Origin of the sequence: Mycobacterium sp. SM3041, from assembly GCF_039668335.1 — a bacterium.
In the GTDB taxonomy this organism is placed as follows: Bacteria; Actinomycetota; Actinomycetes; order Mycobacteriales; family Mycobacteriaceae; genus Mycobacterium.
Genome location: NZ_JAYXBQ010000046.1, coordinates 51248 through 64060, shown reverse-complemented (window position 1 = coordinate 64060; position 12813 = coordinate 51248). Strand labels below are relative to the sequence as shown.

The 12813-nt window shown below is 65.1% G+C and carries 12 protein-coding genes; 4 read left to right on the top strand and 8 right to left on the bottom strand.

Features of this window, described 5'->3' with window-relative positions:
• Nucleotides 1-87 precede the first annotated feature (87 nt).
• On the bottom strand, nucleotides 88-288 hold the full coding sequence (locus VXD91_RS15345) for a hypothetical protein (RefSeq protein WP_346415819.1): 201 nt from the start codon (nucleotides 286-288) through the stop codon (nucleotides 88-90).
• A gap of 1 nt (nucleotide 289) precedes the next feature.
• Nucleotides 290-919 carry a dihydrofolate reductase family protein gene (locus tag VXD91_RS15340; RefSeq protein ID WP_346415841.1) on the bottom strand — a complete coding sequence of 210 codons (630 nt, stop codon included), beginning with the start codon at nucleotides 917-919 and terminating at the stop codon, nucleotides 290-292.
• A 379-nt stretch (nucleotides 920-1298) separates the two neighbouring features.
• Between VXD91_RS15340 and VXD91_RS15335 the strand changes: the two genes are divergently transcribed.
• Nucleotides 1299-2330, top strand: coding sequence for an aldo/keto reductase (locus VXD91_RS15335; protein ID WP_346415818.1), 1032 nt, complete (start codon nucleotides 1299-1301; stop codon nucleotides 2328-2330).
• Between the two features lie 30 nt (nucleotides 2331-2360).
• On the opposite strand, the gene VXD91_RS15330 is transcribed toward VXD91_RS15335, so the two are convergent.
• Entirely contained in the window at nucleotides 2361-2987 is a 627-nt protein-coding gene (locus VXD91_RS15330; RefSeq protein WP_346415817.1) for a type 1 glutamine amidotransferase domain-containing protein, read from the bottom strand.
• A 251-nt stretch (nucleotides 2988-3238) separates the two neighbouring features.
• Between VXD91_RS15330 and VXD91_RS15325 the strand changes: the two genes are divergently transcribed.
• Nucleotides 3239-4048, top strand: a complete 810-nt coding sequence (locus VXD91_RS15325; RefSeq protein ID WP_346415816.1) for an LLM class F420-dependent oxidoreductase — start codon at nucleotides 3239-3241, stop codon at nucleotides 4046-4048.
• 17 nt (nucleotides 4049-4065) lie between these two features.
• Here the strand turns inward: VXD91_RS15325 and VXD91_RS15320 are convergent, their stop codons facing one another.
• Nucleotides 4066-4821, bottom strand: a complete 756-nt coding sequence (locus VXD91_RS15320; RefSeq protein ID WP_318985055.1) for an amino acid ABC transporter ATP-binding protein — start codon at nucleotides 4819-4821, stop codon at nucleotides 4066-4068.
• Nucleotides 4818-6296 carry an ABC transporter permease subunit gene (locus tag VXD91_RS15315; protein WP_346415815.1) on the bottom strand — a complete coding sequence of 493 codons (1479 nt, stop codon included), beginning with the start codon at nucleotides 6294-6296 and terminating at the stop codon, nucleotides 4818-4820. Before VXD91_RS15315 ends, VXD91_RS15320 begins: the two co-directional genes overlap by 4 nt.
• A gap of 191 nt (nucleotides 6297-6487) precedes the next feature.
• Here VXD91_RS15315 and VXD91_RS15310 point away from each other — a divergent pair, with 191 nt between their 5' ends.
• Entirely contained in the window at nucleotides 6488-7552 is a 1065-nt protein-coding gene (locus VXD91_RS15310) for a cupin domain-containing protein (protein ID WP_346415813.1), read from the top strand.
• An 11-nt stretch (nucleotides 7553-7563) separates the two neighbouring features.
• Here the strand turns inward: VXD91_RS15310 and VXD91_RS15305 are convergent, their stop codons facing one another.
• The gene (locus tag VXD91_RS15305; RefSeq protein ID WP_318985052.1) at nucleotides 7564-8667 is read right to left on the bottom strand and encodes a GGDEF domain-containing protein; all 1104 of its coding nucleotides are present in this window, start codon (nucleotides 8665-8667) and stop codon (nucleotides 7564-7566) included.
• A gap of 311 nt (nucleotides 8668-8978) precedes the next feature.
• Here VXD91_RS15305 and VXD91_RS15300 point away from each other — a divergent pair, with 311 nt between their 5' ends.
• Nucleotides 8979-10685 (top strand): GMC family oxidoreductase N-terminal domain-containing protein, encoded by a 1707-nt coding sequence (locus tag VXD91_RS15300; RefSeq protein WP_346415812.1) that lies wholly within the window; start codon nucleotides 8979-8981, stop codon nucleotides 10683-10685.
• Here VXD91_RS15300 and VXD91_RS15295 read toward each other — a convergent pair.
• Entirely contained in the window at nucleotides 10675-11610 is a 936-nt protein-coding gene (locus tag VXD91_RS15295; RefSeq protein WP_346415811.1) for an alpha/beta hydrolase, read from the bottom strand. The two genes, VXD91_RS15300 and VXD91_RS15295, sit on opposite strands and share 11 nt — an antisense overlap.
• Complete coding sequence (locus tag VXD91_RS15290) at nucleotides 11607-12797, bottom strand: MFS transporter (RefSeq protein ID WP_318985049.1); 1191 nt, start codon at nucleotides 12795-12797, stop codon at nucleotides 11607-11609. Before VXD91_RS15290 ends, VXD91_RS15295 begins: the two co-directional genes overlap by 4 nt.
• Nucleotides 12798-12813: the final 16 nt, after the last annotated feature.

Below are 12813 nucleotides of genomic sequence, written 5' to 3'. Positions count from 1 at the left end.
GCATGAACACCGAACGGCTACCCGTGCCCGCGCGGGGTAAACACCGACTTACCTATGGAGGCGAGCGATGGCGGCACTCTTCGCAACCTAAATCTTCTGCAGCCCGCCCTCCGCGGTGTTGCGCACCGCGTCCCCGACTTGCAGCGCTTTCCACGTGGCGCGGTCCACACGAGCGGTGATCACCTGCCCGTCGTCGAGCCGAACACGCAAGCGCCGGTACAGATTTGCTCCGTCGAGAAGCGCCCGCCGTTTCTCGACGACAGTGCCTGTCCACTCCGAGGTCGACATCTCAGTTACCCTCGACTTCCCGCGTGACGCGATAGCGGAGGTGAGCGACGCCAGGGGCGTGCAGCACGCGCACGAGTTCCAATTTCGGTAGGCCGGGCTGGAATCCGTCGAACAATCGCTCGCCCGAACCCAGGATCACGGGCGACACTTGCAGGTCGATCTCGTCGACCACGCCGGCCTTGATCGCCTGGCGTGCGCACGACGCCCCACCGGCGATCGAGATGTCTTTCCCGCCCGCTACCGCTCGAGCCTGGGCGTATGCGGATTCGATGCCGTCGGTGACGAAATGGAATGTCGTGCCGCCCTGCATCTCGATTGGGTCGTGGGCATAGTGCGTGAGGACGAAGACCGGGCAGTGATACGGCGGGGTGTCGCCCCACCATCCGCGCCAGTCCGAACCGTCCCATTCGCCACGAACCGGTCCGAACATGTTGCGCCCCATGATGGTTGCCCCCATTCCGTCCAGCATCTCGGACATCACTTGTCGGTTGACGGGGTGGTCTCTGTTGGGACCGATGTGCCAGTCGTGGAGACGCAACCCGCCCACCCCTATCGGATTCTGTTCGCTCTGATCAGGTCCGGCGACATAGCCGTCAGCCGAGATCGACATCGAGAGGTTGGTTCGCGCCACGTCAAGTTCCGTTCCGTCGGTTTCGTACGGTTGTCTCTGCTCACTATGACCGCTGCGGCTCCGAAAACTCATCGCTGTTGACCCTGTCTCCACGGGATGGTTGAGCGTCGAGTCGTTCAATAGGCTGACATCAACTACGACAGAGAGCTGAGCAATGCGTTCGGTGGTCTTCTCGAGCCTGTCGTCGATGCCCTCCACTCGGCCCGTCGGCCATCCGGCGTCGACTCAGTCATTCGCTGGCTACGCGATCGTGACGCCGACCTGATTGGGCATCACTTTCGCTGAACGAATACGCGGCACCGTCGCGCGGTGCGGAACAGATTCGCGACGGCTCAGGTTGCACCCTAGAACGCCCAATGACCCCGAAGGAGGATGACAGATGTCCGAATCAGTCTTGCTCGGCGATCAATTATCGGTCAGCGCAATGGGTTTCGGAGGAATGGCACTGACCCCGGTGTACGGCGGAGCCATCGATGAGAATGAATCCCTGGCCACGCTGAACCACGCCATTGACGTCGGGGTGACCTTCATCGACACCGCCAACATCTACGGAGACGGGGACAACGAGCGGCTGATCGCTCGAGTGCTCGCCGACCGCCGTGACGAAGTCACGCTGGCGACCAAGTTCGGCATTCAGGGCAACCCGGCCGGCCGCGCGCAGGGTCGCATCAGCCCACGGGGCGACGCCGCCTACGCACGCCAGTGCATCGACGAGAGCCTGCAGCGCTTACAGACCGACGTGATCGACCTGTACTACCTGCACCGTCGCGACCCAGCCGTGCCGATTGAGGAGACCGTCGGCGCGATGGCCGAACTGGTCGCGGCGGGCAAGGTCCGTCACCTCGGGTTATCCGAGGTCAGCGCTGCCGAACTGCGCGCCGCCAACGCGGTGCACCCGATCGCCGCGCTGCAGAGCGAGTGGTCGGTCTGGACCCGCGATATCGAGTCGGTCATCGTTCCCACCGCTGCCGAACTCGGCGTGGGCATCGTGCCCTTCTCTCCGCTGGGCCGAGGGTTCCTGACAGGCTCCGTGCGGTCCGCAGCCGACATGGGCGAGAACGACTTCCGGCGCACGATGCCGCGCTTCGCCGGAGCGGCGTTGGAGGCCAATCAGGCGGTCGTCGATGCGGTGGTATCGGTCGCCGGCGCCGTCGGCGCTACACCGGCACAGGTTGCATTGGCGTGGCTGCGACACCGCGCCGAAGACCTGGGCGTCTCGGCGGTGCCGATTCCGGGCACACGTCGCGCCGCCCGGGTCGACGAGAACCTCGCCTCGTTGTCGGTCACGTTGACCGCCGAGCAGGTACAGACGCTCGGGGACGCGGGTGACAGGGTTACCGGGGCCCGCTACGCCGACATGTCCGCGATCGGTTCCAGTCGGGACTCATCGCCGGACGCCGACACTCACTGAGGCCGACGACGTGCTCTTGCTGGGGGTGCCTCAGGCGCCGCCAGCAAGAGCATCCACAACGGCCGACGAAAACGCAGGCAGGTCGTCGGGGCCGCGACTGGAGATCAGGTTCCCGTCGATGACAACCTCGCGATCGACCACCGTCGCTCCTGCGTTCTGCAAATCGATGCGCAGGCTGGGATACGACGTCAAGGTTCGGCCTTTGGCAACGCCGGCGTCGATCAGCGTCCACGGGCCGTGACAGATGACGCCCACGGGCTTGCCGGATGCGACGAAGTCGTGGACGAACTTCACCGCCTTGTCGTCGCTGCGCAGCTTGTCGGCATTGACTGTGCCGCCCGGAATCAGTAGTGCGTCGAAGTCGTCCGGTGTTATGTCGGCGACCAGACGTTCCACGGGCTCAGTGCCGCCGGGGCTCAGATCGTTGTCGCGCATATCGATGGAGCCTTCTTGCAGCGAGACCAATGCGGTGCTGGCACCGGCGGCTTGAACCGCATCGCGGGGCTCCTGCAGCTCGCGGCGCTCGACGCCGTTGGTGGCGAGGATCGCCACCTTCTTGCCTTCAAGCGGCGCAATGCTCTCGTCCAGATTCTGTTCGGCTTGCTCAGCGTAGTCAGCCAGCTCGGCGATCGATTCGTCGCCTTCCTCAGCGCGCATCATCAACTCCTTGCCTGCGCCGCCGCGGCTGGCGGCGCCGCTCGGCTAGGTACCCGGGTATGCCCGGGCCGAAACCGCCAGCGGTACTCGCGGCGCGGACCTGCCGAGTTGTCCTGAAAAACGCGTTCTTTCAACCACTTCAGGGCATCTTCACAGGCGGCGAGATCAAGTTACGCACCCGATCCGGAATAATCCGGCAATCGATGACCTTGCTCTCAAGAGTCGCACTTTTCCCGACCCATGGAGCATCAATGACTCGTCCCGTCCGCGTCGCCGTACAGATCCAGCCCGGCGGCACGCCTGACTACGCCACGTGGCGCGACGCCGTCGTGGCAGCCGACGACCTCGGCGTCGACGTGATCTTCGGTTACGACCACTTCCACCGCCCCGCGATGAAAGGCATCGTCGACGGCAAGCCCGTCCTGTTCGACGAGCAGCCCGACGTCGCCAACTTCGAGGGGTGGACCGCGCTCGCATCGTGGGGCGAGATCACCTCGCACGCCGAGATCGGGCTTCTCGTCACCGGCGTCGGCTACCGCAACGCGGACCTGCTGGCCGACATGGCGCGTACCGTCGACCACATCAGCGGTGGTCGGCTCATCCTCGGCCTGGGCGCCGGATGGTACGAAAAGGACTACACCACTTATGGTTACGACTTCGGCACCTTCGGTTCGCGCTTCGATCTGTTCGACGAGAGCCTGATCCGCATCGAGAACCGGCTGTCCGCGCTGATCCCGCCCCCGGTCCGCGAGATTCCCATCCTCATCGGCGGCACCGGCCCCAAGCGTTCGCTGCCCGCGGTCGCCAGGCACGCCGACATCTGGCACGCATTCCAGGATCTCGACGCCTTCCGCCGATCCAGCGACCGCGTCAATGAACTGGCAGCGACTTACGGCCGCAACGGTTCTGACATCGAACGCTCGACGCTCTGGACCAATGCCGAAGCCGCTGATGCCTTCCGCGAGGCCGGCGTCACACTGTTCCAGACCGAACTGACCTCCGACAACGGCTACGATCTCACCTCGCTCAAAGAGGTGATCGCCTGGCGCGACGGCGTGTGAGCGCGAGCTGAGCCGCGCTACAACGGATTCAGGATGCGGTCCAGGAACTGCCGCGTGCGCTCTTCCTTCGGGTTGCCGATCACCTCGTCCGGTGTCCCGCGCTCGAGGATGATGCCCTGATCGGTGAACAGCACCTGATTGGAAACCTGCCTGGCGAATTGGATTTCGTGGGTGACGATCACCATGGTCCAACCCTCGACTGCGAGATCCTTGATCACAGAGAGCACTTCGCCCACGAGTTCCGGATCGAGAGCAGACGTCGGTTCGTCGAACAGCACCAGTTTCGGCTTCAATGCCAATGCCCGAGCGATGCCGACGCGCTGCTGTTGCCCGCCGGACAGCTGATACGGGTACTGGTCCTTCTTGGCGGCGAGCCCCACTTGATCCAGCAGCGCAAGGGCTTCGGCCTCGGCCTCGTCCTTTGGTCGCTTCTGCACGATGACCGGCCCCTCGGTCACGTTCTGCAGGACCGTCTTGTGCGGGAACAGGTTGTGGCCCTGGAACACGAAGCCGCTCCGCGACTGGAACCGGCGCACCTCGGGTTTCGGTGTGGGAGTGGAGAAGTCGATTTCGATGTCGTCCACCCGGATGATGCCGGCGTCGGCCCGGTCCAGGGCGTTCAAGGTGCGCAGCAGCGTCGTCTTGCCGGACCCGGACGGCCCGATGATGGCTGTCGCCGTCCCCTGCTCGACGGTGAACGAAACACCTTTGAGCACTTTGTTGTCGCCGAAGGCCTTGTGGACACCCTCGGCCACCACGCGGTTCTCTGTCATCGCGCCACATACCTTTCCAGCCGGCGTTCAATTCGACCCTGGCCGAACGAGAGCGCCAGGCAGATGACCCAGTAGTACACCGCGGCGGTGCCGTACAACGCGAAGAACTCGAACGTCGGCGCCGCGATGATCTGCGCTTGCCTGAGCAGTTCCGTGACGAGGATCGTCGAGGCGAGCGACGTGTCCTTCACCAGTGAGATCAACGTGTTCGACAGCGGCGGCACCGCCACCCGGGCCGCCTGCGGAAGGATGATACGCCGAAGTGCGCCAGCATAATTGAAGCCGATGGTCTCGGCCGCCTCCCACTGACCTTTGGGAATGCTCTGGATGGCCGAGCGGATGATCTCTGCCGCGTAACCGCCGACGTTCAGCGAGAACGCGATGACGGCCGCGGGGAACGGATCGATCTTCACTCCCAGTTCGGGCAGCGCGTAGAACACGATGAACAGCTGCACCAGAAGTGGAGTGCCGCGGATGATCGAGATATAGAACCGCGCCACGTTGGCGAGAACCACGTTCGACGACAGCCGTGCCAGCGCCACGGCCAGCGCGAGTACCAGACCGATCACGAAGCTGATCACGGTCAGCGGGATGGTCTTGGTGATCGCGGCCTTCGCCAGCGGCCCGAGGCTGTCCCCGATCAGCGCCCATGTCGACCGCGGCACATGCTGTGCCCGACCGGCGTCGGGTCCACCAGATGCGTTGGCCTTGAGGTACTTCTGCGAGATGGCGGCGAGGCTGCCGTCGGCCCGAAGTTCGTCGAGGGCCTTGTTCAGATCGGGCAACAGGCCACTGTTCTTCCGCGCTGCGAAGCCCTGCTCGCTCTTCTCCCCCGTATTGGCGGCGATCTTGACCGACTTGTCCCCCGTCTCGGCGAGGTAGGCGTACACCGCGATGCTGTCGTTGATCACCACGTCGATGCGGCCCTGGTTGAGCAGTTTGATGGCTTGCGTGAAGCCTTCGACGACCTCCACCTTGGCGCCGTGGTCTCGTGCGACCTTCGCCCAGTTACTGGTGGCCGTTTCACCTGCGGCCTTGCCTCTGATGTCGTCCAGCGACTTGACGGAGCTGTCATCCGCGCGGGTGACGATGACGCCCTCCCCCACCGAATACGGCTCGGAGATGTCGTATTTGGCCTTGCGCTCGGGGTTGATCGTCACCTCGTTGGCGACGACGTCGAATCGGTTGGCCTCCAGCGCGGCGAAGATCGAGTCCCACGGCGTCTCGATGAACTCGACACGCACACCGAGCTTGCCGGCGACGGCCTTGGCGACGTCGACGTCGTATCCGACCAGTTGGTTCGTGGCCGGGTCGTGGTAGCTGAACGGTGAGTAGACGCCTTCGGTGCCGACTCGCAGCACCCCTGCCGCCTTGACCGGATTCTCGCCGTTCTTGCCCGCCGGCGACCCGCACGCCGCCAGTGCCAGGGCGACGAGCAGCAACACCGGCAGGAGGGCTCCTCGTATGTAGCGCACCGCCGGAAGTTAGCAAGTCGGAGGGCGCTCACAAAGGGTTCTGCTCATTCCGGCTGATACGGCCATTACCGCCAGCAGGTATGAACGCAGTAGCGCTTTCCGCCACCACGGATTACCGCCGGTGTCCATGACGGCAAGCTTCCAGCCGACAACACTGACCTCTGTCGGCTTGATCAACGAGGAGGCTCCGTATGACAACGTCCATCGCCCGCAGCAGCCACACCGTCTCGCTCCTGGGCGGCGAGATCGTCGAGGAATCCGAACACGGCTCGATGCGTCGGGTCACCGCTGATGCCATGCCGATTCTGCAGAATCTGTCGATCAAGCGACTGCTGCTCAACCCCGGCGCCATGCGCACACCCCACTGGCACGCAAACGCCAACGAACTCACCTACTGCGTCTCAGGAACGGCGCTGGTGTCGGTCCTCGACAACCACAGCGTGTTCTCGAACTTCATCGTCACCGCAGGGCAGATGTTCCACATCGATTCCGGTGCACTGCACCACATCGAGAACATCGGTACCGACGTCGCCGAGTTCATCATCGCCTTCCGCCACGAACGTCCCGAGGACTTCGGTCTGGGCGCAACCTTCGGCGCGTTCACCGACGCCGTGTTGGGCAACACCTATGACCTACCGTCGTCCGACATCAACAAGATCCGTCGTAGCACCGTCGACCACAAACTGGCAGCCCGCACCGGCGACCCCAGCATCCCCGCCGCTGCCCACTTCAACGATCCGCACAAGTTCGATGTCGAAGCCCAAGCGCCGGGTCTCAACTACGCCAGCGGCAACGCACGATTCGCCCGCGACCAGTTCTGGCCTGCCTTGAAGGACATCTCGATGTACTCGCTTCGCGTCACCGAAAGCGGTATGCGCGAACCGCATTGGCATCCCGTCACCGCGGAGATGGGCTACGTGCAGTACGGCGATGCGCGCATGACCATCATGAACCCGGATGGCTCGCTGGACACGTGGAACCTGACAACGGGAGACATGTACTTCATCCCGCGCGCCTACCCGCATCACATCGAGAACATCGGAACCGACGACTGGCATTTCCTGATCTTCTTCGATCAGCCGTTCCCCGCCGACATCGGCTTCAAAGCCTCTGCCACCGCCTATTCACGGGAAGTCTTGGCCGCCGCGTTCAACACTCACATCGATGATCTGCCGGCGTTCCCCTTCACTCCCGCGGACCCACTGGTGGTTCCCCGGGTGAACCCCGTCGATGCCCACGGGGTCGGCCAAGGTTGATGCCCGTGACGCTATTCGGCGAGCCTCAGGGCGGACTGCCCATGCGCTCCGCCTGCGTGCCGGGAAGCATTGCCGCCCAAGCGTTTCGCCGCGTACATCTCGAGGTCTGCCGCCATCACCAGGTCGTCGATGATCGTGGGGGCGGCAGCGTCGTCGACATCTGCCAGGGCGACCGTCGCGACGCCGACGCTGGCGGTGATGGCGTACGGCGTCGCGGCAATCGCCGTACGTAGGCGCTCGGCGGCCGACGATTGTTGGGGTCGGTAAGTGGTCTCGGCGATCAGGAATTCGTCGCCTCCGGTGCGACCGATCACGGCATCGTGCGACGTCTGCTTGCGGAGTATCTCGGCCACGGCGATCAGCGCACGGTCACCGAAGAGATGACCGCGGCTGTCGTTGAGGAGTTTGAAACCGTCGAGATCGATCACCGTCACCATGAGATGCGCGGCCGTACCCCGGTCCCGATGGATCAGTTCCTGGGCCTTGATCCCGAAGCCACGCCGATTCAGCAGAAATGTCAGCGGGTCGCAGTCCGCGCGGATGAGATCGGTTCCCAGCGCGTGGACGACGATCTGAATGCTGGCCGGCACTGTGACGGTGAGAATGAAGATCAACCACATCGCGCACGCCGCGAGGACGGGGCGGCCGGACGCTGTCAGGCGCAAGGCCACCACCGCCGCGACGATCATTGCCACTTGGAAGTTGTAGGCCGCGTGGATCGCCCGATGAGTGAACGCCACGTACGCCGCGGGCACGCCGAACGTGGTGCAGACCAGGATCCCGACGGCCGGGTCGCTACACGACAGTGCCACGGCGGCAATACACGTCGTGACCAGGGTGGCAAAGACCGTGGACCGCCGGCGGCTGGGCAGTCCGACGACCCAGATGAGGCCGGCGAGCAGCAATCCGACGATGGCCGCGCGGGTGACCAACCGCGGGACGACGCCGACCGGACCTTCGGGGACCGTCAGCAGTGCCATCGGGACCAGGCTGGTCATGATGGCCACGCCGGCGATCATCGTGCGGACCAGCCCCGACAGTCCACGGAACTTGACGTAGCCCATGAGCCAGTCGTAGTGATCGGACTGACGCCACCATTGCTGTAGCCAACGCATGGTGCATCTCCCCCCAACGGGTTACCTGGGTGTCCGCAGTCGTCAAACCTGTCGCAGCCGTTGCGCGCTGCCCTGGCATTAATTTGCTGACGCCTGATTGCATCACATGTTCGGCCAGGTTGCCAGGGGTGCAAACTGTGAATTCTCATATATTCGAGATAGCCAGCATTCGATGGGCCGGTGCATGTGACCGCGATGTCGGGACTGGCGCCACGACATCGACATGCGCTCAGCTGCGGGGATGTGTACGGACCGGCGGGTGATCACGCACACTGGGACACCAATCCGACGCCTGGAGGACCGATCCCGGAATGAACCCCGTTGCCGAATTCGACTTCGTCATCGTGGGAGCAGGTAGTGCCGGCTGCCTGCTCGCCAATCGGCTGAGCGCCAACCCCGATCATCGGGTGCTGTTGATCGAGGCCGGCGGCAAGGACAACTGGTTCTGGATCAAGGTGCCGGTGGGCTACCTGTACACCATTGCCAACCCCCGCACCGATTGGTGCTTCACCACCGAGGCCGACCCGGGTCTGGCCGGCCGCAGCATTCATTACGCGCGCGGCCGCGTCCTCGGCGGGTGCTCGTCTATCAACGCCATGATCCACATGCGTGGGCAGGCAAGCGATTACGACCTCTGGGCGCAAGCAACCGGCGACGAGCGATGGCGATGGGGCGGCCCGGACAGTACCGGCGAGACGCTCGCGATCTACAAGCAGCTCGAGGACTACTTCGGTGGGGCCGACGACTGGCACGGCACCGGTGGCGAGATCCGCGTCGAGCCACCGCGGGTGCGCTGGAAGATCCTGGACGCCTGGCAGGCCGCCGCGGCCCAGGTGGGTATCGCCCCGATCGATGAGTTCAACCGCGGCGACAATGCCGGCAGCGCGTACTTCCATGTAAACCAACGGCGTGGCCGTCGCTGGTCGATGGCCGACGCTTTCCTGCATCCCATCGCCCACCGACCCAACCTCACCGTCTACACCGACACCCAGGCCGTGAAGCTGCTGATGGACGACGAAGTCCGGGCGGATCAGCGGACCGGTGCCTGGACCACCGCTCGACACCGTGCCACGGGTGTGCGGCTCCGCAAAGACGGCCGACTCGTCGACGTCCACGCGCGCCGCGAGGTGATCCTGAGCGCCGGTGCGATCGGATCACCGCATCTCATGCAGGCCTCGGGTCTGGGGCCGGCCGAGCTGCTCTCCCAGCACCACGTGCCCGTGGCCGTCGATCTGCCCGGGGTCGGTGAAAACCTCCAGGACCATTTGCAGCTCCGCACGATCTACCGGGTGCAGGGCGCCCAGACGGTCAACACGCTGTACCGGAATTGGCTCACCCGCGGCGGCATGGGGCTCCAGTACCTGATGTTGCGCTCCGGGCCGATGACGATGCCGCCCTCGACGCTCGGCGCCTTCGCCAAGAGCGACCCCGCGCTGGCCAGCCCCGATCTGGAATGGCACGTGCAGCCGTTGTCGTTGCCCAAGTTCGGGGAACCGCTGCACAGCTTCGGAGCGATCACACCCTCGGTCTGCAATCTGCGCCCCAGTTCGCGGGGGCATGTACGCATTGCCAGTGCGGACCCGCTGATCAACCCGAAGGTCATGTGCAACTACCTGTCCACCGACGCCGATCATCAAGCCGCCGTCACGGGCCTGCGGATGACGCGGGAGATCATGGCGGCGCCGGCGCTGGCTCGCTACCGCCCTGAGGAGCTCCTCCCCGGCCCGCAGGTGGTCAGTGACGACGATCTGCAGCAGGCGGCCCGGGAACTGGGCACGACCATCTTCCACCCGGTGGGCACGTGCGCCATGGGAGCCTTTGACGCACAAGGTGTTCCGCGGTCAGCGGGCGCCGTGCTCGACACCGACTGTCGCGTGTACCGCGTCGCCGGCCTTCGTGTCGTCGACGCCTCGGCGATGCCCACGATCACGTCCGGGAACACGAACGCGCCGGTCATGCTGATCGCCGAGCGTGCGGCGCGGGCGATCCTGGCGAAAGCCGGCGGGGTCAGCGGCTGAGGCGGTCGACCAGGAATCCGGCGAGATCTCTTTGCAGCGTGCGTGACTCGTCGAGCGCAGCGTCCATCCACCAAAAACCGTGAATCATCCCGGGGTAGCGCCGGGCGACGACGTCCACGCCGGCGTCACGGAGGAGCCCGGCGTACGCCTCTGCCTCGTCGCGCAGCACGTCATGGCCGGCGGTCGCCACGAACGTGGACGGCAGATGCGCAAAGCTGTTGGCGCGTAACGGTGAAACCCGCGGATCGTCGCTTGCGTCCCCGTCGACATAGTGGTTCCAGAACCAGGCCATATCGACGGCGTCGAGACCGAAGCCACGGGCGAACGCGGCATACGACGGTGCGGCCATGCGCCGATCCAGCGCCGGATAGAGCAGAGCCTGAGCGGCGACCGTGACGTCGGTACCGGCCAACTCGGCGGTGGTCGCGGCGGCGAGGTTGCCGCCGGCGCTGTCACCCACCACGGCCAGCCGGCCCGGATCGACGTCCAATTCACTGGCGTGGGTATGTACCCAGCGCACGGTGGCCATGCAGTCCTGCAGCGGAACCGGAAACGGATGCTCGGGTGCCTTCTGATAGTTGACGGCGAGCACGACGTACCCGGTGTCGCGGGCCAGGACCCGGGCTGGTTCGTCCACGAGGTCGAGGTTGCCGATCACCCAGCCACTGCCGTGCAACACGACAATCACCGGATGCGGCCCGCGATCGTGCGTCGGCCGGTAGATCCGAACGGGAAGGTCGGCAGTCGGACCAGGGATGAACCGGTGTTGCACCTGTGCCATTGCGGGTGCCGGCCGTTGCAGGTCCAGGTAGCCCAGTATCGCCAGGCGCGCGTCGGGCACCGACAACGTCGCGATACCCGGCGCTGTCGCCGCCGCGGCCAGGTGGGCGCGCGCCTGCGGATGGAGCGCGGGCGACTCGGTCACTGTGCCTCCCCGTGGCTGTTGGTGAACACCAGCAACGTGCCGACAAGCGCCATCGCCGCGCCCACCCACACCGGGGAACGCCAGCCCAGGCCCAGGGCGATGGTCGCGGCTCCGATCGCCGATGCGATGGCGTTGCCGAGGTTGAACGCCGCGATGTTGGCCGCCGAGGCCATGGTCGGCGCGTCATCGGCGAAACGCATGACGCGCAGTTGCAGAGCGGGCGTCGCAGCGAATCCGACGAGGCCCATGACGACCAGCAGGACTGCCACTGGTATCCGATAGGACGCGAGCAACCCGTACGCGATGAGTACGACGGGCAGCAGCAGAGACAAGATGCGCAGGGCCCAGGTGAGATCACGATCGGCAGCCCAGCCACCGACGAAATTGCCGATGAACAAACCGATTCCGAAGAGGACCAGCAGCCATGGCACGGCGCCGTCGCCGTAACCGGTCAATCGCGTCACCAGCGGTTCCACATAGATGAACGCCCCGAACACGCCGCCGAACATCATCATGGTCAGCAGGATCGACACGATGACCTGGCGGCGATACAGGACGGCGAAGTGGTTGTTGCCTACCGGTGTTGGTGTCGGTAACCGGGGAACCAGCGCGGCGACGCCGGCGATTGCCAGCACACCGAGTGCGCTGATGATCCAGAACGCGCTGCGCCAGCCGAGATGCTGGCCGACGAACGTGCCGAACGGTACGCCGAGCACGTTCGACAGGGTCAGCCCGCCGAACATGACGGCGATGGCAGACGCTTTGCGTTCGGGCGAGACCAGATCGCCGGCTACCACGGCGCCGATGCCGAAGAATCCGCCGTGGCACAGCGCGGTGATGATCCGGCCCAGCATTGCGACGCCGAAACCTGGTGCCAGCGCGGTCAATCCGTTGCCGATGACGAACAAGGTCAGCAGCACCAGCAGTGCGGTTTTCGGCGGGCGGCGCGACAGCGCGGCAGTGACGGTGAACGCGCCCACCACGACCGCCAGGGCGTACCCCCAGATCAGCGCGCCGGCAGTGGGCACGCTGACGTGCAGTGCGTCGGCCACGTCGGTGAGCAGCCCGGCGATGACGAACTCGGTCAGGCCGATGCCGAACCCCCCGAGCGCCAGCGCGGGCAGACCCGGATGAAGTCGCCGCGTCGGCGCGGGAAGACTGTTTTTGGGCAGGGTGGAACTATCCACGGGCGAGCTCCTTGGA